Raw genomic sequence first — 27,000 nt, 5'->3', positions numbered from 1 at the left:
TCAGAAGCCGATGTCCGAGCCGTCGAAGGCGGCCGCGTCTGTGCCGACCAGCGTGATCTGGTCCAGCGTCGCGAGGATGCGGACGACCGTGTCGGGGCCGGAAGCGAGGATCTCGATCCCGGCAAGGCTGCCCGCCGAGGTGGCCGAGAGGTCGATCATGTCGAAGCCGAGCTCGAAACCGAGGATTTCGTCTGCGCCGTCACCGTCGGAGAAGACGAAGATATCCGCCCCCGCGCCGCCCGACACCGTGTCGCTGCCGCGCCCCCCAGACAGCGTGTCCGCACCGTCGCCGCCGTCGAGGCTGTCCGCCCCGGCCCAGCCTTCGACCAGGTCGTCCCCTGCGCCGCCGAGCGCCGTGTCGTCGCCCTGCCCGCCGGTCACGGTGTCATTGCCCTCGCCGCCGGCCAGGAAATCGTCGCCTCTGCCGCCATGGACCAGGTCGGCATCGTCGCCGCCGATCACCAGATCCGCGCCCGCGCCGCCGTTCAGGCTGTCCGCACCGCTGCCGCCGTCGAGGCTGTCATCGCCGGCCCAGCCGGCCAGCACGTCATCGCCCGCGCCGCCCTCGGCCGTGTCGTCGCCCTGGCCGCCGGTGATCCGGTCGTTGCCGCTGCCGCCATGGATCAGGTCGTTCTCCGCGCCGCCATGCAGCCGGTCTGCCCCGTCGCCGCCGTCGAGCGTGTCCCCGCCCCCGCCGCCATGGAGGCTGTCGGCACCGCCGCCGCCCGACAGGCTGTCATTGCCGACATGGCCGCGCATCGCGTCGGCGCCGGCGCCGCCATCGGCGCTGTCGTCGCCCCAGCCGCCCAGCACGGTGTCGTCGCCGCCGCCGGCCTCGATCGCGTCATCGCCCAGCCCGCCGCCGAGGAAATCCGACATGTCGCTGCCGACGAGGCTGTCGCGGCCGATCCGGCCGTGCAGCGTGCCGCCCGGCCCGGCGACCAGCGTATCCGCGCCGAAACCGCCGTCGAGCGTGTCGCCGCCCTCGCCGCCTTCCAGCCTGTCATGTCCGCCGAGCCCCAGCACCAGATCGCCTTCCGCGGTCTGCAGGGGCTCGCCCGCCGGGCTCTGCGACGGGGTGATCGCCTCGGCCGCCGCGGTCCCGGCGATGGTCACGCCGGTGGGCGTGTCCGCCACATCCGCCACCCGCACCGACAGCGCCTGCTCCGTCCGGCCGGTGCCGTCGGTGGCCGCGACGATGACCTCGTAGACATTGCCGCCACCGGCATCCTGCGGCACCTCGAAATCCGGGGCGGCGCGGAAGGCCAGCGCGCCGGTCTCGGCGTCGATGGCGAAGAGCGCAGCATCGCCCCCCCCCGCGATCATGTAGCTCAGCGGGTCGCCGTCGACATCCGTGGCCATGACTTCGGTCACGGCCCGGCGGTTCTCGGGCAGCCCGATCTCCGCCGCAGCGCCGCCGCCATCGGACGTGATCACCGGCAGGTCGTTCACAGCGGCGATCGCCAGGGCGAAGCCCTGCACCGTCTCGAACAGGCCGTCCGTGGCGAAGAGCTCCAGCGCCACCTCGCCGTTGAAATCGGCAGGCGGCGTGCCGGCGATCCGCAGCGTCTCGGCATCGAAGCCGATCCAGCCCGGCCGTGCCCCGCCGCCCGCGGCGCGCAGCTCCACCAGCAGCGGACCGCCATCCTCGTCCGTGACGTCCGGAAGGGCGAAATCGAAGGCGGTATCCTCGGTCCCTTCCAGCACGCCGATCCCGGCGATGACCGGCGGGGTCGACACGGAGCCGACATTCACCGTGACATGGCCCACCGCGGTCACGCCCGAGCTGTCGCGCAGCTCGTAATCGAAGCCGCCGACCCCGTTGAAGGCCGGGAGGCCGGTGACGGTGATCTCGCCCTCCTCCAGCGCGACCGTCACGCCGGAGGCGCCGAAGACGCGGGTCAGCTCGAAGCCCTGGCGGTCGACATCGTAGTCATTCGCCGTCAGCCGCGAGGCAAAGAGCGCCAGCTCGCCGCCCTCGTCCATCTCCAGCACGTCATCGACAGCGACCGGGGCATCGCCGACGGGCAGCACCTCGATCTCGACCGTGGCCGGCACTTCGAAGCCGGTCTCGTTGGTCAGCGCATAGCGCAGCGTCAGCGTGCCGAAGAAATCCGCGTCCGGCGTGACCCGCCAGAGGCCGCTGTCCAGCTCCTCGACGCCCGGCCCGGCGAGACCGAGGAAGATCACCTCGGACCCCAGCGGGATCTGGTCGTTCGCCATCAGTTCCGCCGGGTCGAGATCGAGATGGCTGTCCTCCAGCATCTCGTAGCCCGCATCCGAGACCGCCACCGGCACGTCGAATTCCGGCATGACCAGCACGGTCGCATAGCCGATCGAGGTCGCGCCATGCTCGTCCGTCACCCGGTAATGGAAGCCGCCATCGCCGAAATAGCCGGGCCGGCCGAGGAAGACCGCGGTCTCGCCCTCCTGCCACGCGGTGCCGTTGTCGCCGTCGAAGATCTCGACGATGGAGAAGGCGTCGCCCTCCACGTCGCGGTCGTTGAACAGCAGATCGGCGAAGTCGACCACGATCGGCGTGTCCTGGTCGCCGAAGAAATGGCCGTCCTCGTTGGCGATGGGCGCGTCATTGACCGCCTCGATGTCGAAGGTGACCGTGCCGGTGCCGCGCAGCCGCCCGTCGGTGACCGTGTAGCGGAAGCTGACCGGTCCGGTGACGTTCTCGTCCGGCACGAACTGCCAGCGGTTGTCGGGCAGCTCCAGCAGGCGCCCCTGATCGACCTCGGTCTCCAGAGAAACGAAGCTCAGGCTGTCGCCGTCCGGGTCCGTGTCATTGGCCAGGAGCTCGGCGATGGTGAATTCGAAGGGCCCGTCCTCGACCGTGGCGAAGACATCCGCGACCGCCTCGGGGCGCTGGTTGGTGCTGATCACCCGCAGCTCGACCAGCCCCTCGCTGTCTCCGTGCCGGTCGTCGGTGAGCTGGTAGCGGAAGCTGGCCTCGCCCGCGAAATCCGGGTCGGGGGTGAAGGTGATCACGCCGTCTTCGAAGACGAGCGTGCCATGCTCCGCGCCGCTGGCGCCCAGGAACCGGATCGGGTCGCCGTCGACATCGTAGTCATTGGCCATCAGCTCGGCCGGGTCGATTTCGATGAAGCCGTCCTCGTAGAGCGACAGCCGGTCGGTCACGGCCACCGGCGGATCGAGGAGCGAGGCGACGTCGAGCACCACCGTGCCCTCCACCGCGCCCTCGGCATCGTCGGCCAGCGTGTAGAGCAGCGTGTCCTCGCCGGCGAAGCCCGCCTCGGGCGTGTAGCGCACCTGCGCCGCGGCATCGCCGTCGAGCGGGACCGACACGGTTTCGCCGAGGCTGTCGCCGCCGTTCGAACTGGTGAAGACGATCTCGTAGCTGCCCGAGACCTCCAGCGGCACCTGAGCGGCGATTTCCCCCGTCGCCGGGTCGAGGCCCATCCAGTCCGGCAGGTCCGAGCCGTCCGCGAGCGCCGCGCTCCATGTCCCGCCGGCAACGCCCGCCGAGGCGGGCGCGATGGTCCGGCTGCCGGGGATCAGCTCGACCGTGCCATGCGCCGCGGCGCCGATGGCGGCGACCCGCAGCGCGTCGCCGTCCTCGTCGCGGTCGTTCAGCAGCAGATCCGCCACGTCGAAGACAACCGAGCCGCCCTCGAACAGCGCCACCCGATCCTCATGGGCGACCGGCAGCTCGCGCGCGGCCAGCACGTTGAAGACGACCAGCGCCGGCGCATCGGACTCGCCGCCCTTCTCGTCATTGGCCGAGTAGGAGAAGGCGAGCGAGCCGTTGTAGTCGTCCGGCGTCTCGACATCGATCCGCTCGGGGCTGCCGGTGACGCGGATGCCGGCGCTGTCCTCCGGATCGAGGGTGAAGGTCGCGTCGACCACGGCCTCGGCGATGATCGCCATGGCCGGATGGCCGTTCGCCGCCGGAACCGAGATCCGCACCGGCACGGCGCCGACATAATGCGACGGCGCCATGCCCGAGAACGTCATGGTCGCCGGGTCGAAGCTCAGCCAGCTGTCGAGCGGCGCACCGCTTTCGCGCGTGGCAGCCAGCCCGCCGATGCCGGAAAGATCGAGGCCGAAGCGGCCCTCCGCCTCCAGATCCGCGACCCCCGCCAGCATCGCGTTGACCGCATCAAGAGGATCGCCGGGCGCAATCAGGAATTCCAGCGCGAAGCCGCCATTGGTCGAGCGGTACGTGTCTTCCTCCAGCTCCGGCAGCGCGTCCGCATCCGGCGTGAAGGTGACGAAGACGCGTGCCGCGCCCTCCTCCTCGTCGGGCTCGAAGCCCGACAGCACCAGCTGCCGCGCCTCCGCGTCGAAATCCAGCCAGTCTGGCAGCGGCCGCCCGCCCTGCACCGTGGCCGAGAAGCTGCCCGCGGCAATGTCGAACTCCGCAACGCCGTCGCCGTCCCCGTCAGGCGACCAGACATAGGCCTCGCGCAGGCGGAACCCGTCCAGCACCTCCTCGGCGACCGAGATGCCCTGGATCAGCTCCTCGCCATCGGTATCGTCGAAGGCGAAGCGGAAGGCATGGACAGCATCGGCGGCGGGGTCCCCGACAAACACCGCCACCTCGACCCGCCCGCTGCCTTCGGGGATCGCGCCGGAGAAGGCCAGCGTCGCGGCATCGAAATCCAGCCAGCTGGGCAGGTCGGCATTGTTCGCCGCAGTCGCGCGGACCGTGTAGTCGGGCGACAGGAAGCGGTAGGCGAAATTGCCGAGGAATTCGGTCTCCCGGAAGAAGATCACGTCGCCGTCCAGGTCGCGGTCATTGCCGAAGGCCTCGGCCGGGATCACGTATTGCGGCCCGTCCTCGAGGCCCGCAACCACGTCGTTCCGCAGCTCCGGCCCGTGGTTCACCGGCAGCACGGTGATATAGGCGGTCGCCGTGTCGGTGCCGCCGCGCCCGTCGCTGACGGTGTATTCGAAGCTGGCCGTGCCGTTGAAATCCGGACGCACCGCGAATTCGATCAGCCCGTCCTCGCGCACCCGCACCTTGCCGTTCTCGGCGAAGCGGTAGACGCCCGCGAAGCTCAGCGGGTCGCCATCGGGATCGCTGTCATTTTCCAGCAGAAGCGCGGGATCGATGGTGATGGTCCCGTCTTCGAGCGCGCGGATGCCGCGGTCGTCGCGGGCGACGGGCGGCAGGTTCTGCGGCCGCACCTCGATCAGGAAGTCGAGCACCGCCTCGGCGCCGCGGGCGTCGATCACGTCGAAGGAGATCCACGCCTTGCCGAGCTGGAACGGCGTGTAGTCGATCGTGCCTGCCTCGGCGTCGAAGACCTCCACGCCGTTATGGGTGGCATTGCCGTCCGCGCCGATATGGAGGCCGACGAAACTGACCTCGTCGCCCTCGATGTCGTAGACCTGATCCATCAGCTGGCCAACGGTGAAGCGGGTGGTCTCCTCCAGCTTGGCCGAGGCGGCGCGGCCCTTCAGCCGCGGGGCGTCGTTCACCGGGGCGAAGTAGATCTCCACATCCGCCCGCGCCTCGGCGCCGCTGCTGTCGGCCAGCACATAGGTGAAGCCCGCGAAGCCGAAATGGTCGGGGCGCGACAGGAATTCGATATACTGCCCGTCGAGCCGCCAGGTCGCATCGGTCGCCGCGCCGTCATAGTCGTTGTCCTTATAGGGGCGCAGCGCCTCGCCCGCGGCATTGACCAGCGGCTCCGCCGAAACGATGCGCAGCCCCTCCTGCTCGGCATCGCCGTCGACATCGTAGTCATTGGCCAGCAGGTTCTCGATGCGGATGCGCAGCGGCACGTCCTCGAGCCCGTAGACCAGCGGATCGTCCATCGCCACCGGCGCGTCATTGACCGGCGACAGGTTCACCTCGACCCGCGCGGTGGACTCGCGGCCCAGCGGATCGCGGACCGTATAGGCGAAGAAGGCGTCGCCGTTGCGGTCCTGCGCGCCGAGGAATTCGATCATGCCGCCTTCCGCCAGCGTGACCGTGCCGTATTCGGCGGCCTGGACCGAGACCAGTTCGAGGTCTTCGGCGCCGGTCTCGGCGTCGTTCGCGATCAGGTCAGCCGGGTCGATCAGCAGCGGCTCGTCCTCGATGCCGAAGCGCACCAGGTCGTCCATCGCGTTGAACCGCCCGTCGCGCAGGCGCGCCTCGATGCCTGCGCGGTCCCAGACGGTGCCGCCGGCGAAGACGATCTCTTCGATCCCCGTGGCCTCGCCCAGGAAATGCCCGGCGACCGTCACGGTATCGATCTGGTAGCCGTCGAAGCGTTCCAGCTCGACCAGCAGGTCATCGCCCTGGCGGATCAGCGAGACGTCCTTTTCCGCCAGCCCCTCGCCCAGCAGCAGCCGGTCGATGTCGCCCGCATCGCCTGTCTCCGCGATCCGGTCGGCGCCGCCCTCGATGCCGAAGCGGTAGCCGTCCGATCCCGCGCGCCCGTCCAGCAGGTCGGCGCCATAGCCGCCCTCGAGCGTCTCGTCCGCAGCGCTGCCCGACAGCGTGTCGCCATGGACCGAGCCGAGCAGGACCTCGACCGAAACCAGCGTGTCGCCCAGGGCCTCGCCCGCGAGGCCGCGCCCGAGCGCCAGGTCGACCGAGACCGCCTCGTCCGCGCGGGCGTAGTCCGCGGTGTCCTCGCCCCCGCGTCCGTCGATCAGGTCGGCGCCGCGGCTGCCGCGGAAGCGGTTGTCCCCGCCGTCGCCCCGCAGCACGTCGTCATGGTAGCTTGCCTCGACGATCTCGATGCCGTCGAAGACATCGCCCTCGGCATCGCCGCCCGCAGCCGTGCCCGCCGCCAGGTCGATCTCGATGCCCTGCGCAGACAGGACATAGGAGGCCGTGTCCTCGCCCGCGCCGCCCGACAGGCTGTCCGCGCCGCGTCCGCCGTCGATCAGGTCGTCGCCATCGCCGCCTTCCAGCGTGTCGTCGCCGCGCCCGCCCGACAGCGTGTTGTCCCCGCCATCGCCGATCAGCGCGTCGGCGTGGTCGCTGCCCGCCAGCGCCTCGATCCCGACCAGGGTGTCGCCCTCGGCCCAGCCGCCCGAGGCGGTGCCGTCGGCCAGCGAGACCGCAACGCCTTCATCCGATCCCTCGTAGCTGGCAAGGTCCGCTCCGCCGCCGCCATCGACCACGTCGGCGCCCGCGCCGCCCGACAGCGTGTCGTCGCCCGCGCCGCCCTCCAGCGTGTCGCCGCCGCCGCGGCCTTCCAGCCCGTCGCGCCCGTCCATGCCGCGCAGGAGGTTCGCGCCGCCGTCCCCGCCCAGCGTGTCGGCGTAGTCCGAGCCCTCGAAGGCCTCGATATCGACATAGAGATCGCCCTGGGCATGGCCGCCCTGTCCGACCAGCGCCAGCAGGTCCGCGCGCACGCCGGTATTGGACCCGGCAAAGCGCACCAGGTCGAAGCCGGTGCCGCCGCGCACATCGTCGCCATCGTCGCCCGGGTCGATCACGTCATCGCCCTGGCCCGCCATAATCAGGTCGGCGCCCGCGCCGCTCTCGATCGTGTCGTCGCCAGCGCGCGCCAGGATCCAGTCGTCGCGGCGGTAGCCGCGGATCGTCTCGGAGAGCGCGTTGCCCTCGATGTAGTCGACCTGCGGCGTGCCCGAGAGCTCCTGTCCGTAATAATCGGCCACCGTGGCATAGGCGAAGCCGGTGTCTTCCAGCCCCTCCGCGTCGGCGATGCGGTACTGGATCGTCACCGGCCCGGCGAAGCCCGGATCGAAGCGCGCGACCAGGAACTCCTCGCCGCGGAAGCTGGCAATCTCGAAGCTGCCGACCTCGACCCGGTTGCCCTGCGCCAATTCCGCCGGGTCGTAGATGGCATCGACGCCGACAAATGTCGGCCGCGGCCGGTCGGGATCGTCCAGGTCGGCATCGACCGTGCCGTCGCCGTCGCGGTCGGCCTGCTCGATATCGTAGTCGTTGAAGATCAGGTCGGCCGCGCGGATCACCAGCGGAATGTCGAAGGGCGTGACGAACCCCGGATCCTCGACCGCCTCGGGCTCGTCGTTCGAGGGCACGATCACGATGTCGACGAAGGCCTCGGCCGTGCCGTCCTCGCCGTCGGAGACCAGATAGACGAAGCCCGAGGAGAAGGTCGCGTCGATATAGGGCGTGTAGAGCAGGTCGCCGTCGGCGTTGTATTCCAGCGTCCCGTTCATCGGCCCGGCGGCCGCGCCGCCGAACTTGAAGATGTCGCCCAGCCCGTTCAGCGGCCGCCAGCCGATGATGGTCAGCGCGTCGCCGTCCAGATCGATGTCGTTGCCCAGCAGCGTCTCCATCCGGATGACGGTGGGAATGTCCTCGGGGATCAGGACCTGGTCGCCTTCCGGTTCCGGAGGGGTGTCCCCGCTGGCGGCGAAGAACAGCGTGACCTCTGCGCCGTCGACCGCGCCCTCGGGATCGGTGACCGAATAGCCGAAGGTGGCCTCGCCCGCGAAGCCGGGATCGGGGGTGAAGATGATCTTGCCGTCTTCCACCACGAGGTCGCCGTTCACTGCGCCGGTGGCGTTCTCGAAGGTGACCGGCGCGCCCTCGACATCACTGTCGTTCTTCAGCAGATCGAGGATCGAGATCTCCAGCGGCACGTCCTGCAGGCCGCGCAGCATGTAGAGCGACTCCGAGCTGTAGCGGTCGTCGCGCGCGTCCGGGCGGTCGTTGACCGGCTGGTAGACGATGGTGGCGCGTGCCTCGGCGCTGCCGCCCTGGCCGTCATCGACCATGTAGGTGAAGCCTGCCTCGCCGTTGAAATTCGCCGAGGGCTCGAACAGGACGGTCTGGTTCTCCAGCAGAACGGCCCGTCCGCCGGTGGCGGCGCGGACACCGGTCAGGCTCAGCGGATCGCCGTCCGGATCGGTGTCGTTCGCCGCGAGACGGGCCAGCGACAGCACGATCGGGTTGTCCTCGAGGATCGGATCGCCCGCCTCGGTCAGCTCGAACAGGTCGTCGGCGGCAAGGGGCGCATCGTTCACCGGGCGCACCTTGACCGAGACCGTGCCGGTGTCTTCCGCCCCCGACGGATCGGCAACCGTGTAGGTGAAGGCGGCATCGCCGAAGAAATCGCCCCGGGCGGTCAGCACCACGTCGCCAGCGGCATCCAGCGCGGCGATCAGCTCCGCCGAGGAACCGACGCCGGAAAGCGCGAGCAGGTCGCCGTCGATGTCGATGTCGTTGCCGGTCAGAGCCGCGGCGTTGATCGTCAGGGTGCCGCCCTCGTCCATAGCGAAGCCGCGGTCGGCGCGCGCCTCGGGCGCATCGTTGACCGGGGTCACGTCGATATGGACCACTGCCTCGGCGCGGCCGCCCTCGGGGGTGTTGGCGGCGTAGGCGAACTGCGCCGGGCCGTTGTAGTCTGCATCGGGCGTGAAGCCGATCGTGCCGTCGCTCGACAGCGAGACCGTGCCGCCCTCGGCGCCGAAGACCTGGCCGACGATCATCCGGTCGCCGTCGATGTCGTTCGACAGAAGACGCTCGGCGCGGATGGTCAGGAACTCGTCCTCGGCCACCGCGAACCCTCCGTCGTCGAGCGCCTCGGCCACCGGGCGGACGCTGACATTGACCGAGGCTGCGGAGAAGCCGTTGCGCCCGTCGGCGATGCGGTAGGCGATCGTGGTCGCGCCGGTGAAGCCGTCATTGGAGACGAAGACCAGGTTGCCCGTGCCGTCGAGCGCCGCGGTTCCGTCCGGGCTGCCATCGACCTCGATCACCGCCAGCGCATCGCCGTCGGTGTCGAAATCATTGGCCAGCAGGTCGGCCAGCGGCAGGACCAGCTCGGCCCCGGTGGTGACCGAGAAGAATCCGTCATCGCTGGCAACCGGCGCGCTGTTGTCGAGCAGCTGCAGCAGCGAGTCCTTGCCCCAGGTCACGCCGCCCGCGAAGCGGTATTCCTCGATCCCCTGGCCATCGGCGGAGAGCGCGCCCAGCACCATGACGCTCTGGCCGTCGCCCAGTCCCAGCTCCACCGCGCTGCTGCCGCGGAAGAGCCGTGCGACCGAGACGCCGTCCGCGCCGAACGCGGTCAGGTCCAGCACGTCGGTTTCGTCGGTGTCGGTGCCGGTATCCTCGATCCGGTCGGCCCCGCCGCCAATTGCGATCACATAGGTGTCGGCGCCCTCCCGGCCGGAGGCGAAATCGTCGCCCGCGCCCAATGTGACCGCATCCGCGCCGTCGAAGCCCCAGACGGAATCGTCGCCCGCGCCCTCGATGTCGGCAAGTGCCCGCGCGCGCATCTCGGCGCGGCCCCAGCTGGCGCCGTCGGCAAAGGTCAGGACCAGGCTGCCGGGACTGCCATTCCGCGGCCCCAGCGCGCCGGCCAGCACCAGCCGGTCGCCGTCGCCCGTGAAGGTCAGCACCAGATCCAGGCTCTCCGGCCCGGCTCGCACCGCCGAAACCAGGTCCGCCAGCCCGTAGCCCGCAAGCAGCACCTCGCTGTCGCCGCCGCCCAAGGCCTCGATCCGGTCGTCGCCGTCGCCCGCGGCATAGCGGTAGAGGTCGTCGCCTCCGCCGCCCGAAACCAGGTCGTCGCCGCGGCCGCCGGCCAGCGTCTCGTCGCCGCCGGTGCCGATCACCGTGTCGTCGCCCGCGCTGACCTGCGCGTCGGCCAGCCGGGAGGCGATGTCGGCGATGGTGAAGACCGTGCCGTCGTCCTCCAGCACGATCCGCTCGATCCCGCGGCCCGAAAGGTCGAGCCCGTCGACCACCAGGATCTGGTCCTGGCTGCCCGCGAACTGGATGGCGATGTCGGTGCTGCCCGTCCCCAGCCGCGCAAAGCGGATGTCCGCCTCCAGATAGCCGGTGATGCGCAGCTCGTCCGCCGCCGAGCGCGCCGCGTCGCGCAGGATGTCGCGCCCGTCCCCGGCGGCGAAGCGGTAGATGTCGTCGCCCCCTCCGCCCGAGATCCGGTCGTTCCCCGGCCCGCCCGCCAGCGGGTTCGCCTCGGCATCGCCGAAGATCCAGTCGTCGAGCCCCGAGGCCACCCGCGCCAGAAGGTCCGCCATCCGCCACTCGGTGCCGCCGGCAAAGCGGACGATCTCGACCTGGCCGCCGCCCATCGCGTCCTCGATCCGCACCCGGTCGCCGCCGAAGCCGAGATGCAGGACCATCGCCGCGCCGTCGCTGCTCTGGCTGACGCGGACATCTCCGGGCGCGATGCCCTCGCCCAGTTCCAGCACGTCGCGGCCGCCGCCGCCATCGGCGATCCGGTCCTGGCCGTCGCCGGGCCCGACCAGGTAGGTGTCGTCGCCTCCGCCGCCCTCCAGCAGATCGGCACCGGGGCCGCCCGAGAGCGTGTCATTGCCGCCGATCCCGATCAGCCGATCATCGCCCGTGAGCCCGGCAAGCGTCTCTGCCCCCCCGGTGCCCCAGATCACGTCGTCGCCGCCGCTGCCCTCGAGCGCCATCGCGGCCAGCATGGCCGCCGTCCAGACCGTGCCGTCCCCGAAGCGGATCTCGGCGGTCGCCATGGCCGGATCGGGACCGGTGCCCAGATCCAGCCGGTCGGCGGTGCCGATGATTTCCAGCACCACGGTTTCCAGCCCGCGCACCAGCTGCACGTCCTCCGGCGTGACGTCCGCGCCCATCAGAACCACGTTCGCGCCCGCGGCATCCTCGATCCGGTCCTGCCCGCCGCCGCGGCCGAAGACATAGGCGTCATCGCCGTCTCCGCCGCGAAGCAGGTCGTCGCCGGGACCGCCCGCAAGCGTCTCCGCCCCGGCGCCGCCGGTCAGCGTGTCATTGCCGCCGAGCCCGGCAAGGCTGTCCCCGGCCAGCAGCGCCAGCGCATCGTCGCCATCGGTCGCCAGCATCGAGCGCCGCAGGACCTCGGCCCGGTCCCATTCGGTGCCGTCTGCGAAGGCCACGGTCTCGATCTCGGTGCCGTCCGCGATGACGATCCGCGTGCCGCCCTCGGCGCGCAGCTCCAGCCCGGCCGCGCCCTGCACCACCGCCACGTCCCCCGGCGCCACATCCGCGCCGAATTCGATCCGGTCCGTGCCGCCCGCGTCGGCAAGCGTGTCGATCCCGTCGCCCGCGCCGAAGAGGTAGATGTCGTTCTCCGCCCCGCCCTGCAGCAGGTCATCGCCCCGGCCGCCCGAGAACACGTCATTCCCGGCCGAAGCCGCATCGGCGCTTCCGCCCGCCAGCGTGTCGTTGCCCGGCCCGCCCGACAGGGTGTCGTCGCCTGCGCCGCCTTCCAGCAGGTCATGGCCCGCCTCGCCCGCGATCCGGTCGTTTCCTGTGCCGCCCGCGATCTCGTCGCCGTCGGCGCCGCCCGCCAGCGTGTCGTCGCCGCCAAGCCCCGGGATCGTGTCCGCCCCGCCATTGCCGAAGATCAGGTCGCCGAGCGGCCCGCCCTCCAGCAGCGTGCCGTCCCCGCCGTCATGGATGCCGTCGGTGTCGCGCCCGATCTCCACGCCGGCGAAATTCGCCGCGGTCAGGGACGTGGCCGTGACGCCCGCGAGCCGCAGGACCGAAGACGTGCCGCTGCTTCCCGTCACCCGCAGGACCGTGTCGGCGCCATCCTGAACGATCGCCAGCCGCCCGTTGGCGAAGGGATTGGGGATCGCCGCCTCCAGCACGATCACGTCGCCCGCATCGCCCGGCACGAAATCCGCGATCACGTCCTCGGCGATGCCGTCGACGGCGAACACGGGAAGGAAGCGGTAGGTGTCGCGCCCCGGGCCGCCGGTCAGGCTGTCCACGTCGCCATCTGCCGAGATGTCGCCGAAGACATCGTCGCCCGCGCCGCCCTCCATCGTGTCGGCGCCGCTGCCGCCCTCGAAATAGTCGCCGAGCGTGCTGCCGGCCAGCAGGTTGTCGCCCGCATCGCCGTGGAACGCCTCGCCCTCGATGCCCAGATCGGGGGCGACGCGCAGCGCGATGTCCTCCGCCGTCAGCGTGATGCCCGGTGCCGCGAGCACGATCTGCTCGATCGTGCCGCTGCCGTCCCCGGCGAAATGCCCCGCCACCAGGATGCGGTCCGCGCTGCCCGCGAAGCGGATCGACAGGTCGTTGCCGTCCGGTCCAAGCCGGGAAAGGCGCAGCGCGTCAAGCGTGTGGCCCTCGATGCGCAGCACGTCGGTGCCTGAGACGCCCGCCTCCTCGATCCGGTCGAAGCCGTCGCCCGCCGCGTAGACATAGAGATCGGCGCCGTCGCCGCCCGAGACGGTGTCGTCGCCCGGACCGCCGTCAAGCTCGTCGGCATCCGCGCCGCCGTCGAGCCTGTCATCGCCTTCGCCGCCGTCGAGCAGGTCCGCGCCGCCGAGGCCGGACAGCGTGTCATTGCCGCCGAGGCCGATCAGCCGGTCGCCCGCGGCAGAGCCTTCGTAGGCGTCCGCGCCTGCCGTCCCGGCGGTCGCGCGGCGCAGCAGCTCGGCCGCGTCCCATTCGGTGCCGTCGGCAAAGGCGACGGTCTCGATCGCGCCGGAGCCAGACAGCGCGTTCTCGATGATCACCCGGTCCTCGCTGGCGCCGAAGCGGATCTCCAGCCCGTCGCCGGACTTGCGCAGGGCTGCCGTTTCCGGATCGAGCCCCGCGCCGAAGTCGAGCCGGTCGGTCCCCGAGGCATCGTTGATCCCCGCGCTGCCATCGCCCATGGCGAAGCGGTAGAGATCGTCGTCCGCCCCACCTTCCATGCGGTCGTCGCCGGTGCCGCCGTCGAGCGTGTCCGCGCCCTCGCCGCCAGAGAGCGTGTCGCCTCCAGCGCCGCCTTCCAGAAGGTCGGCGCCGCCGCGTCCGGAAAGCGCATCGTCGCCTGCGCCGCCCGCAAAGGTGTCATCGGCCCCGGTTCCGAAGACGGAATCGTCCCCCGCCCCCGTCACCTGCGAGGCAGCCAGGATCTGCGCATGGGTCCAGACGGTGCCATCGGCAAAGCGAATCTCCTCGATCCCGCGCGACGGATCCTCCAGCGCGCCCGACAGCACCAGGCGGTCGTTGGAGCCCGCGATGCGCAGGATCAGGTCGGCGCCGTCGAGGCCCTGGCTGACCGCGACGTCGCCCGGATCGATGCCCGCGCCGAATTCGGCCGCGTCAGTGCCTGCGCCGTCCTCGATGGCGTCCTGCCCGTCCCCGGCATCGAAGCGGTAGAGATCGTCGCCGGAGGCGTCCTTCAGCAGGTCGTTGCCGGTGCCGCCCGCCATCGTGTCCGCGCCCGCGCCGCCGTCGAGCGTGTCGTTCCCGGCCCCGCCAAGGAGGCTGTCATTGCCGCCCGCGCCGGACAGGCTGTCATCGCCCGCGCCGCCCGCGACGGTCTCGTCCGCGCTGCCGCCCGAGAAGACATCGTCGCCAACGCCGATCCCGGGCAGCATGGCCAGCAGGTCCTCATGGGTCCAGACCGTGCCGCCGCCGAAGCGGATCTCCTCCACCACCGCGGCGGCGCCGCCGAGCACGCCCGACAGCGTGATGCGGTCCTCGCTGCCTGCGATGCGCAGGATCAGGTCATTGCCGAGCTGCGCGACCGAAACGTCGCCGGGAAGGATTCCGGCGGCGAAGGCGACATGGTCGGTGCCTTCCTCCTCGGCGATGACCGCCTGCCCGTCGCCCGGGGCGAAGAGATAGGCATCGTTGCCGGTCCCGCCCGACAGCCGGTCCTGGCCCGGCCCGCCCGACAGCGTGTCGGCGCCGGGGCCGCCCTCCACCGTGTCCGATCCCGCGCCGCCCGACAGGCTGTCATCGCCGCCCGCGCCCGAGATGCTGTCATCGCCCGCACCGCCGTCATGGGTGTCCGCGCCCGGCCCGCCGTCGAAGGCGCCGTCCTCGGGGTCGTCCGCGGCCATGGCAAGCAGGGCCTCGTGGTCGATGGCCGTGCCGTCGTCGAAGGCCACCGTCTCGATCCGGTTGCGCCCGCCGCTGACCGTGCCCGAGAGCCGCAGCCGGTCCTCGGTCCCGGAGAAGGACAGCACCAGATCGTCGCCGTCGAGCCGCACCCGCAGATCCGCCGGGTCCAGCCCGGGCCCGAACAGGATGCGGTCGGCGCCGGAATAGAAGGCGAAGCCGTTGTCGGCCACCGTGTCCTGCCCGAAGCCCGGCGCGAACAGGTAGGTGTCGCTGCTGTCCTGGCCCGACAGAAGATCGTTGCCGGTCCCGCCGTCCAGCGTGTCCTCGCCGCCGCGGCCGTTGATCGTGTCGTTGCCGCCGCCGCCCCCGATCGCATCGGCGTCGTAGCCGCCCTGGATCAGCCGGTCGCCATCCTCCGGCGCCCAGGCCATGGCCATCAGCTCGCCATGCGTCAGGACCGTGCCGTCGCCGAACTCGAAGGATTCGATCCGGTTGCGCGAATTGACCACCGTGTCGGGGATCAGGATCCAGTCCTCGGTCCCCGCGAAGGACAGGATCAGGTCCTCGTCGGTGGCCTCGACCCGCAGGCCGGCCAGATCGATCCCCGCGCCGAAGACGATGCGGTCGGCAGCGGAATAGAAGGCAAAGCCATTGTCCGCGACGGTGTCCTGGCCGAAGCCCGCTTCGAATTCGTAGCGGTCGCTGTCGTCATTGCCAGTGAGCAGGTCGTTGCCGGTCCCGCCGTCCAGCGTGTCGGTGCCGCCGCGCCCGAAGAGGCTGTCATTGCCGCCGCCGCCCTCCAGCCGCTCGGCGCTGTAGCTACCCTCGAAGAGCTGGTCCTCTTCGCCCGCGACCCAGGCCAGCGCCGTCAGGTCCTGGTGGGTCAGCTCGGTGCCGTCGGCGAACTCGAAGAATTCGATCCGGTTGCGCGAATTGGCCAGCGTCTCGGGAATGCGGATCCGGTCCTCGCTGCCGGCGAAATTGAGCACGAGGTCGCCGTTCTCGGCGCGCACCCGCAGATCCGCCGGCGCCAGGCCCTCGGCAAAGCGGATCCGGTCGGAGGCGGAGTAGAAGGCGAAGCCGTTGTCCGCGACCGTGTCCTGGCCGAAGCCCGGCGCGAATTCGTAGAGGTCGCTGTCGTCGTTTCCCGAAAGCAGGTCGCTGCCCGGCCCCCCGCGCAGCGTGTCGGTGCCGCCCAGCCCGTAGAGGCTGTCATTGCCGCCGCCGCCCTCCAGCAGGTCGGCGCTGTAGCTGCCGCGGAAATCCTGGTCCGAGGCATCCGGCACCCAGGCCATCGCCGCCAGCTCGGCATGGCTCAGCACCGTGCCGTCCGGGAACTCGAAGGACTCGATGCGCATCCGCGAATTGGTGAGCGTCCGGTCGATGCGGATCGAGCCCGGCTGTCCGGCGAAGCTTAGCAGAAGGTCCCCGCCCTCGGCCCGCACCTCCAGATCGGCAAGCGCCAGCCCGGCGGCAAAGACCATCCTGTCTCCGGCCGAATAGAAGGCGAAGCCGTCATCCGAAACCGTGTCGTCGCCGAAACCGGGCGCGAATTCGTACCTGTCGTTGTTGTCGCCGCCCTTCAGCAGGTCGTTGCCGAGCCCGCCCGCCAGCGTGTCGCTGCCGCCCGCGCCGTAGAGCGCGTCATCGCCCCAGCCGCTTTCCAGAAGCTCGGGATCGCCCGAGCCCTCGATATCCGTCCCCAGCGCCGCGGCAAAATCCGCGCCGGAGAAATTCTCGGCGGCCAGCTGGCCGGCATCGGCCGCGACCAGGCGGAAGAGCGGCCGGGCGAACGCAAGGTCGGTGACGCCGTCATCGACGAAATAGACATAGGTGTCCGCGCCTTCCTGGCGCGCGACCAGCTGGCCGGACAGGCCTTCCTCCAGCGCGATCTTCATCCGGTCGCCGCCGGTGCCGGGCTCGAAGCCGATCAGCGTCGCCAGCGGCTCGGCGCCGTCGGCGAGCGGCACGAAGCGGGCATGGATGTCGGTGACGCCGGGCGTGCCGGTATAGCTGCGCGGCAGCGGACCCGTGCCGCCGCCAGTGGCGCCGCTCTCCCCGCCGCCGCCGTCCCCGCCACCGGTGCCGGCGCCGCCGTTGGCATGCGAGAAGACCGGATCGCCGAACGGGTCGGCATCCGGAACGCTCGGGAACAGCAGGCGCTGCGCCTCGTCCTCGGCCACCGCCAGCGCCGCGGCCGAGGCGGCATCCAGCTCGGTGCCGTCCGCGAAGGCGAAGCTGTTCACCGGCACGCGGGAGAAGCGGAACTGGTCGCGGATCAGGACATGGCCGTCCTCCCCCGCGAAGCGCAGCAGCAGGTCGTTGCCCTGCCGCACCACGACCATGCCGGCCGGGTCGAGACCGCCGCCGAAGACAAGCCGGTCCACCGACTGGGTCCAGTTGCCCTCGACGATCTCCAGCCGCCCGTCGCCCGGCCCCCAGAGATAGGCCGTGTCGCCGATCCCGCCCGCCAGCCGATCGAGGCCCGCCCCGCCGGAGAGGGTCGCATCGGCATCCAGGCCGCTGCCCAGGTCGATGTCGTCGTCGCCGCCGGTTCCGGCGGTGGCCAGCGCCAGGATCTCGGCCAGCCCCCAGAGCGTGCCGTCGGCGAAAGCGATCTCTTCGATCCGGGTGTCGCGCGGACTTGCGGCGAAGAAATTGCGCAGCGTGACGCGGTCCTCGCTGCCCGCGATGCCCAGCACCAGATCCGCAGGCCCGACGGAGAGCGCGCGAAGGTCGCCCGGCGCGATCCCGGCGCCGAAGCGCAGCCGGTCCGGCGCGGCATCGGAATTGGGCGAGACATCCTCGATCGTGTCCTGTCCGTCGCCGGGGGCGAAGAAATAGGTGTCGCCGCCGCCATGGCCCTGCAGCAGGTCGTTGCCGGTCCCGCCGGTCAGCACGTCGTCCCCGGCGCCGGTCTCCACCCAGTCATTGCCGCCGCGGCCGAAGGCGTCGGTGCCCGCGCCTGCCGCGCCGGGAATGATGATGCGGTCGTCTCCCCCGGTGCCCGGAATCCCGCGTGCGACCTCGGCCAGCGACAGGCTGCGCCCGTCGGCGAAGAACAGCGTGCCGATGACGCCGTCGGCATCCGCCGGGGGATCGATCAGGGTCAGCCGGTCGTCGCTGCCGGCGATCATCAGGATGATGTTGCCCCCGGCGTCGCGCTTCGCCGCCACGTCCTCCAGCGTGATGCCCGCGCCGAACAGCACCGTGCCGAGCCCGTCCGAGGCGCCGTCGGCCTCGATCCTGTCCTGGCCGTCGCCGCGGGAGAATTCGTAGACGTCGCCGCCGCGCGCATCGAGGATCACGTCATTGCCGAGCCCGGGGCGGTAGACCTCGGAAAGCGGCGTGCCGGTCAGCAGGTCGTCGCCCTCGGAGCCCGAGCCGTTGACCAGATCGAGAAGCGCGTCGCGGCTGAACGCGGTGCCGTCGCTGAAGGCCAGCTCCTCGATCGCGGCATTGCGCAGGATCAGCGCATCCTCGCTGCCTTCGAAGGTCAGCAGCAGGTCGTTGCGCCCCTCGGCCAGCCGCTCGATGCGCAGCTCGTCGGGACGGTATCCGGTGATTTCCAGCCGGTCGGTCCCCTGCTCGTCCTCGATCACGTCCTGCCCGTCGCCGCGCGAGAACAGGTAGAGGTCGTTGCCCCGCGCCCCGGCCAGCAGGTCGTCTCCGCCGCCGCCCTCGATCGTGTCGTCGCTGTCGCTGCCGCGCACCACATCGCCGAGCGCGCTTTGCTGCGCGTCGATGGCGGCCTGGATCAGGTCGGATTTCTCCCAGGCGATGCCGTCGCCGAAGAGGATCGCGGGCACGCCCGCATTGCCCAGCACGCCCGCCAGGACCAGCTGCCCGCCATCGGGGAAGGCCAGGATCAGGTCGTCGCTGTCGGCCCCCGCGCGGCGCACCACGGTGTCGCGGCTCGATACCTCGGCGATGTTCAGGATCGCCGCGGCGCCGCGCGCGGTCTCCACCCGGTCGATGCCCCCGCCCGCGCGGATCTCGGCGCGGCCGCCTTCGCCCAGCCGGATCAGGTCGTGGCCCGCCCCCGGCAGCATCGCCGTGCCCGCGACGTAATCCGCGCTGTCGAGGATGTCCTGCCCGTCCGTGGAGCGGGCGTCGCGGATCTGCGCGCGGATCTCGGCAATGGCCAGCTCGCTGCCGTCCTCGAAGGCGAAGACCTCCACCACGTCGGCGCGGTAGCCGCCGATCACCGCGATGCGCTCGCCCGTGGCCGCGAGCCGGATCAGCAGGTCGCCGCCGATCTCCTCGAAGCTGACGGTTTCGGCCGTGACCCCGGTGCCGAAGACCAGCCGGTCGACTCCCGCGCTGTCCTCGATGCTGTCGCTGCCGTCGCCATAGCCGAAGCGGTAGGTGTCGTCGCCGCCGAAGCCGCGCAGCGCATCCGAGCCGCCGCCGCCCGCAACAGTGTCGTCGCGCGCGTCGAGACCGTCGAGCTGCTCGTCGGCATCCCCGCCCTGCAGCATCCGGTCGATGATCGCGTCCAGCGTCAGCACGGTGCCGTCGGCGAAGCGGAACTCCTCGACCCGGTGGGTCCCCAGCCCGTCGGCGATGGTCAGCACGTCCGATCCATTGCCGAGATCGATCACCAGATCGGTGCCGGTCCGGGTGATCCGCAGCATGTCGCGGGTGACCGAGGCGCCGAACTGCACCATGTCGATCACGCCTTCCGCGTCCGCGGCCTCCTCGACCCGGTCGAAATCGTAATCCGCGCCGAAAGCGTAGACGTCCGCCGCCGTGCCGCCCTTCAGCGTGTCGTCGCCCTGCCGCCCGTCCAGCGTGTTCGGCCCGGCGGGATTGCCCTCGATCACGTTGTCGCCGCGGTTGCCGCCCTCGATCTGCAGGAGTTCCTCGACATCGGAAATCAGCAGGAAGGAGGCATCGGAGAATTCGAACCGCTCCACCCCGTTGTCGAGGTCGCGGAACTGGTTGCGGATGCGCAGCGTGTCCGGCCGCTCCGCCACCGAGATCACCAGGTCGTCGCCGTCCTTGGTGAAGACCACGTTGTCGCGGGTGATGCCGGTGCCGAATTTCACCACGTCGTCCACAGGCACCACGATCCCCTTGCGGTCGCCCCAGGCGGCCTGCACGCGGGTGTCGATGATCAGGTCCTCGCCGTAGCCCACGTCGAACAGGTAGGTGTCGCCGCCATCCGCGCCGATCAGCGTGTCGTCGCCGCCGCGCCCGTCGATGGTCTCGCCGAAATCCGAGCCCAGGATCGTCTCGGCCGTGTCCGTGCCCACGAGGTCCACGTCCTCGGGGTTGAAATCGGTGAAGGCCAGGCTGCGGTCGCCGAACTGGAAGGTCTCCACGGCAAAGCGCTGCTGGCCCGCGCGGACATACTGGTTTTCCAGCACGATGCGGTCTTCGGTGCCCTCGATCGAGAAGATCAGGTCGAGCGCGGTGCGCGACACGCCGATCTGGTCGACCGTCAGGCCGAGGAATTCGATCCGGTCGTTGCCGGAAGTGTCCATCACGGTGTCGGAGCCGTAGCCAGGGCCGAAGACATAGGTGTCGCCGGCGCTCTGTCCCTCCAGCCGGTCATTGCCCGCGCCGCCGTCGATCCGGTCGGCGATGGTCTCGAAACCGTAGATCACGTCGTCGCCGTCGGTCCTGGCGATGTCGACGTAATGCTGGAGCAGCTTGAGGTAGTCCCAGGTGGTGCCGTCGCCGAACTCGATCTCCTCGATCAGGTTGACGTAGCCGACCAGCAGGATCTCGTAGAGGTAATCGTCGAGGATCACCTCGTCCTCGGTCCCCGCCACGCGCAGCCGCAGCGTGTCGCTGTCGCCGTCGCGCAGGAACTCGATATCGGTCCAGCGCAGGTCGTCCGTGAAGCGCAGCAGGTCATCCTTCGGCCCGAAGAGCGAGGAGGCGTAGTCGAGGTCGAGCACCACGTCGCTGCCGTAGTCCCGGCCGTAGAGATAGGTGTCGAAGCCCGAGCCGCCGGTCAGGTAGTCGTCCCCCGCCCCGCCGTCGAGCGTGTTGTCGTTCAGCACGCCGTAGATCGCGTCGTCGCCCGCGGTCCTGGCGTTGGCGATGACCTCGTCGACGATGGTTTCGAAATCGAGCACGGTGCCCTTCTCGAAGATGATCTTCTCGATCAGGTTCGGGGCGACGAAATCCAGCCCGTCATCCGATCCGATCGCCTCGGAGAAAGCGCCGAGATTGAGCCGCAGCCCGCCGAACTGGTTGACCAGCTCGACGCTCTGGCCGGTTAGGTTGCCGTCGGCGTCGAGGATGGAAATCACCAGGTTGGTGCTGGCCCCGTCGCGGGTCAGCCGGATCCGGTCCTGGGTGATGTCGCCGCGGAACATCAGGAAGTCCATGCCGGCCTTGACCGGGCCGAAGGAGAAGCCGCCGAGATCGTCGATCACGTCCTGGCCGTCGCCTTCCTCGATGATGTAGGTGTCGCCGCCCACCCCGCCCGAGAGGTAGTCGTTGCCCTTGCCGCCGAACAGGATGTCGCCCGAGCCCGAGCCGTAATGGGCGTCCGCCTCGTCCTCGGCCGCGCGCTCGAAATCCACCACGGCGAAGGACATGCGGTAGCGGTCCCAGACCGCCCCGTCGGCGAAGACGATCTCCTCCACCCCGGTCTGCAGCCGCGTGCCGTCCGAGAGGATCGGATTCAGCTCGCCGAGGAACTGGTCGGTCAGCCGCAGGAAGTTGGCGCCGCCATTGTAGTAGAGGACGAGGTCCTCGCCGTCGCGCACTGCGCGGACCTCGTCCGAGCGCAGATGGGCGAAGCGCAGCTGGTCATGGTCGCCCAGGTCCCGGTCGAGGATGTAGTCGTCCCCGGCATCGCGCCCGACGAAATAGACATCGGCCTGGCTGCCCTGCGGGAAGGCTTCGGCATCGGCCTCGAAACTGCCGATGACGGTCTGGTCACCGCCGGTGAGGTAGAAGAAATTGACCCCGTCATGGCCGCGCACCTCGGTGTCTTCGGGCGCATGCTGGACGATGCGCGTCTCGTCGATGGCGAAGGCATTGGCGATGGCCGGAATGTCGAGATCGATGCCGACATTCTCGTGGGCGGCGATCAGCATCTGCATCACGAACGGCTGGTCGAGCCCGACGGTCGCGTCGAAGAAGTAGTCCTTGTCCGCCGGGCGGTAGTCCGGGTAGATCGCTGCCATCACCGCCTGCCATTGCTGCAGGTAGTCATAGACCGCGTCGTCCTCGTTGCTGCCCGGGGCGCCGGCGAAGATCGCCTCGAACATCGGCGCCAGCTCGCGGTCGGTGGTCGGGCGGTAGAGGTCGGTTTCGGCGTCGTACTCGATGCCCTGCGCGAAATCCTTGAGCCCGTCCTGCAGCGCCAGCCGCACCGCGATGCGGCGGCTGATCAGCACGTATTGCTGCATGGAAAGCCCGACGAGCTCGATCATCGGATCGATGACAGATTCGTACTGCGCCTCCGACGCGGTGTAGCTGCCGCCCTCGACCGTGCGGTAGTCGATCAGCCCGGTATCGTTGTCGAGCGTGGCGGAGAGCATCTCCTCGTGGAACTCGATCCCGGCGAGGCTGGTGGCGAAATGGAACTGGCCCGGTGTCAGCAGTTCGACCCGGTAGGTGCTGTCGTCTGAGGAGCCCACCTCGTCCAGAGTGTCGAAATCGACGGCGTAGTTGCGCAGGTTGAACTCGCGCGAGTCGCCGGTCTTGAACTGCAGCTCCAGCGCGCGGTCGAGATTGCGCGCCCAGACGAAGAAGGTCCCGTCGCGGTCGGTCACTTCGACAGTGTAGTCCACCGGGATGCCGTCGGTGACGCGGACGCCGATGGTCTCCACCTCGATGGCGGCATAGGGATTCCAGGAGATGTTCTCGACGCGCCATTCCTGGCCCGTGTCCTTCGGCAGGGCGAGGATGTCCGCGACGGCGGGCGCGGAAACCAGATTGCCGGCGGCGTCGGTCACCGCCCGCCCCGAGGCGAGCCGCCAGCTGCCGTCGGGGTTCTGCACGCCGTAATCGTCGATCACCGCGCGGCCCTCGACCAGCCGCATCAGGTAGGGTGCGTTCCCGCGGAACTGCACCTCCGCGCCGCGCGAGGCGGGCGACCAGGCCTGCTCCAGCTGCCAGTGCTGCCCCTCTGCGGTTGCCTGCGCCAGCAGGTCCTCCAGAGTCGGACGGCCGATCGCCGTGCCCCCGGCATCCAGGATCGGATCGCCGCTGGCCAGCGTCCAGTAGCCGCCCGCGGCGTCCTCGGCGTAGACCCCGCGGTCGGCAAGCGTCACCTTGCCGACGGCATCGGTGGACAGGAGCACCGGGATCAGCTCCCGCGTGGTCTCCATCGTCTGGCCCCAGTAGCTCAGAACCGGGCCGACCTGCCCGCGCAGCTTCAGGTAGTCGGGCTCGGTCATCGAGGCGGCGGTCTCGGCCAGGATCAGCCCCAGCTCGATGTCGTTGGCGGCCGCGACCGAAAGGTCGGTCATCGAGCCGTAGCCGCGGCTTTCGACCAGCGGCTCCTGCTGCCAGGCGGCGCGGCCCGACTCGCCGGCATAGCGGGTATAGGTCTCGTAGCTTTCGAAGACCGCCTCGAACATGCGGCGCTCCTCGCCGCTTTCCAGCGCCACCATGCCGGTCGCCAGAAGCTCGGCGCCCTGCGGCGTGGTGATGTCCAGTGCCTGCGTGCCGAGATCGATGGACACGATGCCCAGCTCTTCGAGCGACAGAACCTCGCCGTCGTCGGACCAGCCGTCCGAATTGCCGTCGCGCCAGATCTTCAGGCTGCCCCAGACCAGATCCGCGGCGCTGATCATGCCGTCCGCATTGCCGCCGTTGTCGGCCAGGTCATGCGCGCCGAGCTCGGCATAGCCGCCCTCGAACTGCGAGCCGAACATCTCGGAGATGTCGTCGATGCGGCCGTTGCCGTTGAGGTCCTGCACGAGGAAGCCGTCATCGCCGTCGAGCCAGCCGGTCAGTTCCGCGAAGAGATCCCGGTCGAGGTCGAAATACACCGCCCCGGCCTCGGCCGCGACAGTCTCGATCCCGTCGCCGTCCAGATCGATCACCAGCGGATCGGCCCCCGCCGCCCAGAGGCTGGCCTTGGCATAGCGCACCGCCGCGCCCGCCAGCCAATGCGCGGCATCGGCGAGCATCAGCGCGTCATAGGCGGTGAACAGGAAATTCGCGACCGGCGAGGCCTTGATCACCTGCTCGGCCACCGCGCCGATCCCGCCCATGATGGTCGAGAAGACGTTCGGGAAATTGAACAGCATCCCGAAATCGCCGACATCGTCCACCAGGCTGGCCTCGTAGCTGGCGAAGCCGCCCAGATCCTCCCACCAGGGCCCGGAAAAGGTGTCGGTGCTGGCGAAGGTGAAGTCCCGCACCGTCTGGAAGCCGATGAAATCGACCTGGCCGTCGCCCAGATCGACCGAGCTGGCCACCGACTGCCCCGTGGCGATGCGGAACAGCAGGTCGGTCATGTTGGCCACCGTCAGCACGGTCGAGCCGCTCTCGGGATCATGGGCGGCGATGTAGACGATGTTCGGCAGCCAGGTGTCGAAGAAGGTCCGCGCCAGCCCGCCGACCGACGCGGTCGTCACCAGCGCGAAATAGGTGAAGCCGTTGGCAACGGCATCCATCACGTCCTTGCTGCCCGTCGCGGCGCCGAGGAGGAACGACACCGAGGTGCCCGAAGCGTCCCCCCCCGTGAGCGGCACGCCGTAGAAGCTGAGGATGTCGTTCTTCTGCGGGTCGTAGATCGTGGTGTTCGGCGCGAACCAGAAATGGTCGGCATTCTCGCCGTTGTCGTCGTCGGGGAAGCCGGTGACGCCGCCCGAGCCCTCGGTGTAGCCGGTGAAGGTGTCGCCGTAGAGCTCGCCGCCATAGGTGGTGTTGATGATCAGGTCCCGCCCCGGCCCGCCCGCGGTCTTCACCGCCTCGCCGCCGGTGACGATGATGATGTCGTTGCCGTCCCCGCCATCGACCCGCAGGTCCCCCGCCGCGACCGAGCTGATCCAGATGACGTCATTGCCGCCCTTGGCGCGGATGTCGCCGGTGCCGGAATGCGTGCCCTCATCGAAGCTGGTCAGCGCGAAGCGGTCGGAGAAGTCGGTCAGCGTGACGTTCTCGACCCCGGTGAAGGTCACCTTGTCGTCGGGGACCGCGAAATCCTCGGCCAGAAGCAGCGCCGCCACCGCAAGGGGCTGGCCGATGCCCAGGAAATTCGTCGCCAGATAGGCATATTCCAGCCCCGGCGCGGCGATCTGGACATTGCCGTTATGGTAGAACACGCCCTGCGAGCCGAAGATCGACAGCTCGCGCGGATCGAAGCTGATCGTGTCGCCCTCCTCGGGGGCGCCGCCCAGGTCGATGGTCACCGGCTCGCGGAAGACATCCAGCCAGTTCTCCTTGCCGACCGAGATCTCGTCCGCGCCGTCGCCGAAGGTGATGGTCTCGGTGCCGAAGACGATGTCCTCCACCGCATTGCCCATGCCGTCGGTGCCCGCCAGCTTCAGCTGCACGGTGAGCTGGTCGAGGATGCCGAAGCCTTCGCCGGAGATGTCCGGGGATATGGTCAGCTGCAGCTTGGCGCCCTGCGCCCCGTCATAGCGGGCCTCGTCCTCGCCGTCGCCGCCGATCACGACGTTGCGCCCGCCGCCCGCCGCGATCGTGTCGTCTCCGGTGCCGCCGATCACGACATCGTCGCCCTCGCCGCCCTCCAGGCCGTCTCCGCCGCCGCCGCCCATGAGCAGGTCGTCGCCGGTGGTGCCGATCACGGTCTCGCTCTCGGCATTGCCGATGAAGACGTCGACCCCGCCCTCCGCCGGGCCGAAGGGCCGTTCGGGCAGCAGGAAATAGGTGGCGTCGTTGCGGGTGCGCAGGTGGAAGCGGTCGAAGATGTCCGCCGAGCCCGCCTGCCAGCCGATCCGTGCCAGATCCTCGAGGCTGGAGATGCCGGTCCAGCGCAGCAGCGTGTCCAGCCAGCTTTCGTCCGACTGGGCGAAGACCGCGTCGCGGAAATTGCCGATGTTGATCGGATCCAGCCGCGCATCGAGGCCGAGCTGGTCCTTCCACAGCATCTCGGAACCGTCGAAGGTCAGGATCGTCTCGTCGGGATTCAGCGCCAGCACGCCCTGCTTCGCGACGTCGTTCTCCTGCACCTGCCCGATGGCCAGCGCCCCGGCATACTGCACCGCGAAATCCGCAAGCGTTTCGGTCACGGTCTTCCAGGTCAGGCCCGGCCCGAGCAGGCCGAGCGTCAGCTCGAAGCTGAGCAGGTCGGAATAGACATCCGCCGGTTCCCCGGCCATCACCGTGCCGAGTTCCCCCGCATCGCCGAACATCGACCAGATCGCGGTGTCCCCGAAGGGCCGCACCCCGGCATCCAGCGCCGAATAGGCGATGGCCGACTGCATCGACTGCGCCTCGGACCCCAGGTCGCCGACCGTGGCACCGATGCCGGGGATGGTGGCGGCGATCTCGGCATCGAAGAACGCGTCCCAGAGCTCCGGTCCGACGGGGATCCAGTCCGTCCGGCTGTTGTCGCGCGCCCAGATCAGCGAAGTCAGCAGCGCCATGGAATGCAGCACCAGCGGATCGCGGAAGCCGCCGAGGCTGTCGATCGTGGCGTAGGGGCTGCCGAGCGCCAGCCGCACCGCCGACAGGAACTCGCCCGTGGTGGCCAGCGCATCGACGCCGGAGGCATCGGCCGCGGGCGGCAGCGTGCCAAGGAAGAACCGGTCGCGCACCGCCTGGTCGTCCAGCGCCAGCTGGTAGAGATCGTCCGCGGCGGATTCATAGGGCATGTGGTCGAAGATCACCGCCTCCATGCCGTACACGCTGGCCGCGAAGCCGCCGAGCCCGCCGCCCAGCGAATGGCCCGTCGTGCCGGTCAGCGCCGGATCGGTGCCCTCGGCAGCAAGGATGTCGCCGTAGAAATCCAGCGCCAGCACCATCTGCCCGCTGTCGGTGCCCGACAGTCCCAGCGCCCCGGTCCAGCCGTTCCAGGCATCCAGCAGGATCGGGATGCTGCCGGTGCCGGAATTGTAGAAATTGGGGTTGGTGCCGCGGAAGGAGAAGATCAGGTCCTCGCCGATCCCGGCGATCCCGCTGGTATCGTAGGCGATGGCGTAGAAGCCCTCGTCCTGCCAGGCGGCGTAGAGGCTGCCGTCGGGGTCGATGCCGCCCAGGCCGAGAATGCCCGCCTCGCCGATCCGGTCGCTGTCTTCGAGCTTTGCGACGTTGTCGTAGTCCCGGTTGTAGACATCCAGCGACAGGATCGCGAGATAGAGCTCCCTGCTGAGCGCCAT

The 27,000-nt window shown here is 70.0% G+C and carries 1 protein-coding gene; it reads right to left on the bottom strand.

What is annotated here, in order from left to right; genetic code table 11:
- Entirely contained in the window at positions 1–27,000 is a 27,000-nt protein-coding gene (locus HCC78_RS24585) for a tandem-95 repeat protein (RefSeq protein WP_172331423.1), read from the bottom strand.

The organism is Mangrovicoccus sp. HB161399 (assembly GCF_013184745.1).
Lineage (GTDB): Bacteria > Pseudomonadota > Alphaproteobacteria > Rhodobacterales > Rhodobacteraceae > Mangrovicoccus.
Note: the sequence above shows the minus strand (reverse complement) of the source record. Positions and strands in the feature narration are given on the sequence as shown.

Bases quoted from the DNA above. Each gene is read 5' to 3' on its own strand.
- HCC78_RS24585 (WP_172331423.1), bottom strand. From the start codon at position 27,000: ATGGCGCTCAGCAGGGAGCTCTATCTCGCGATCCTGTCGCTGGATGTC.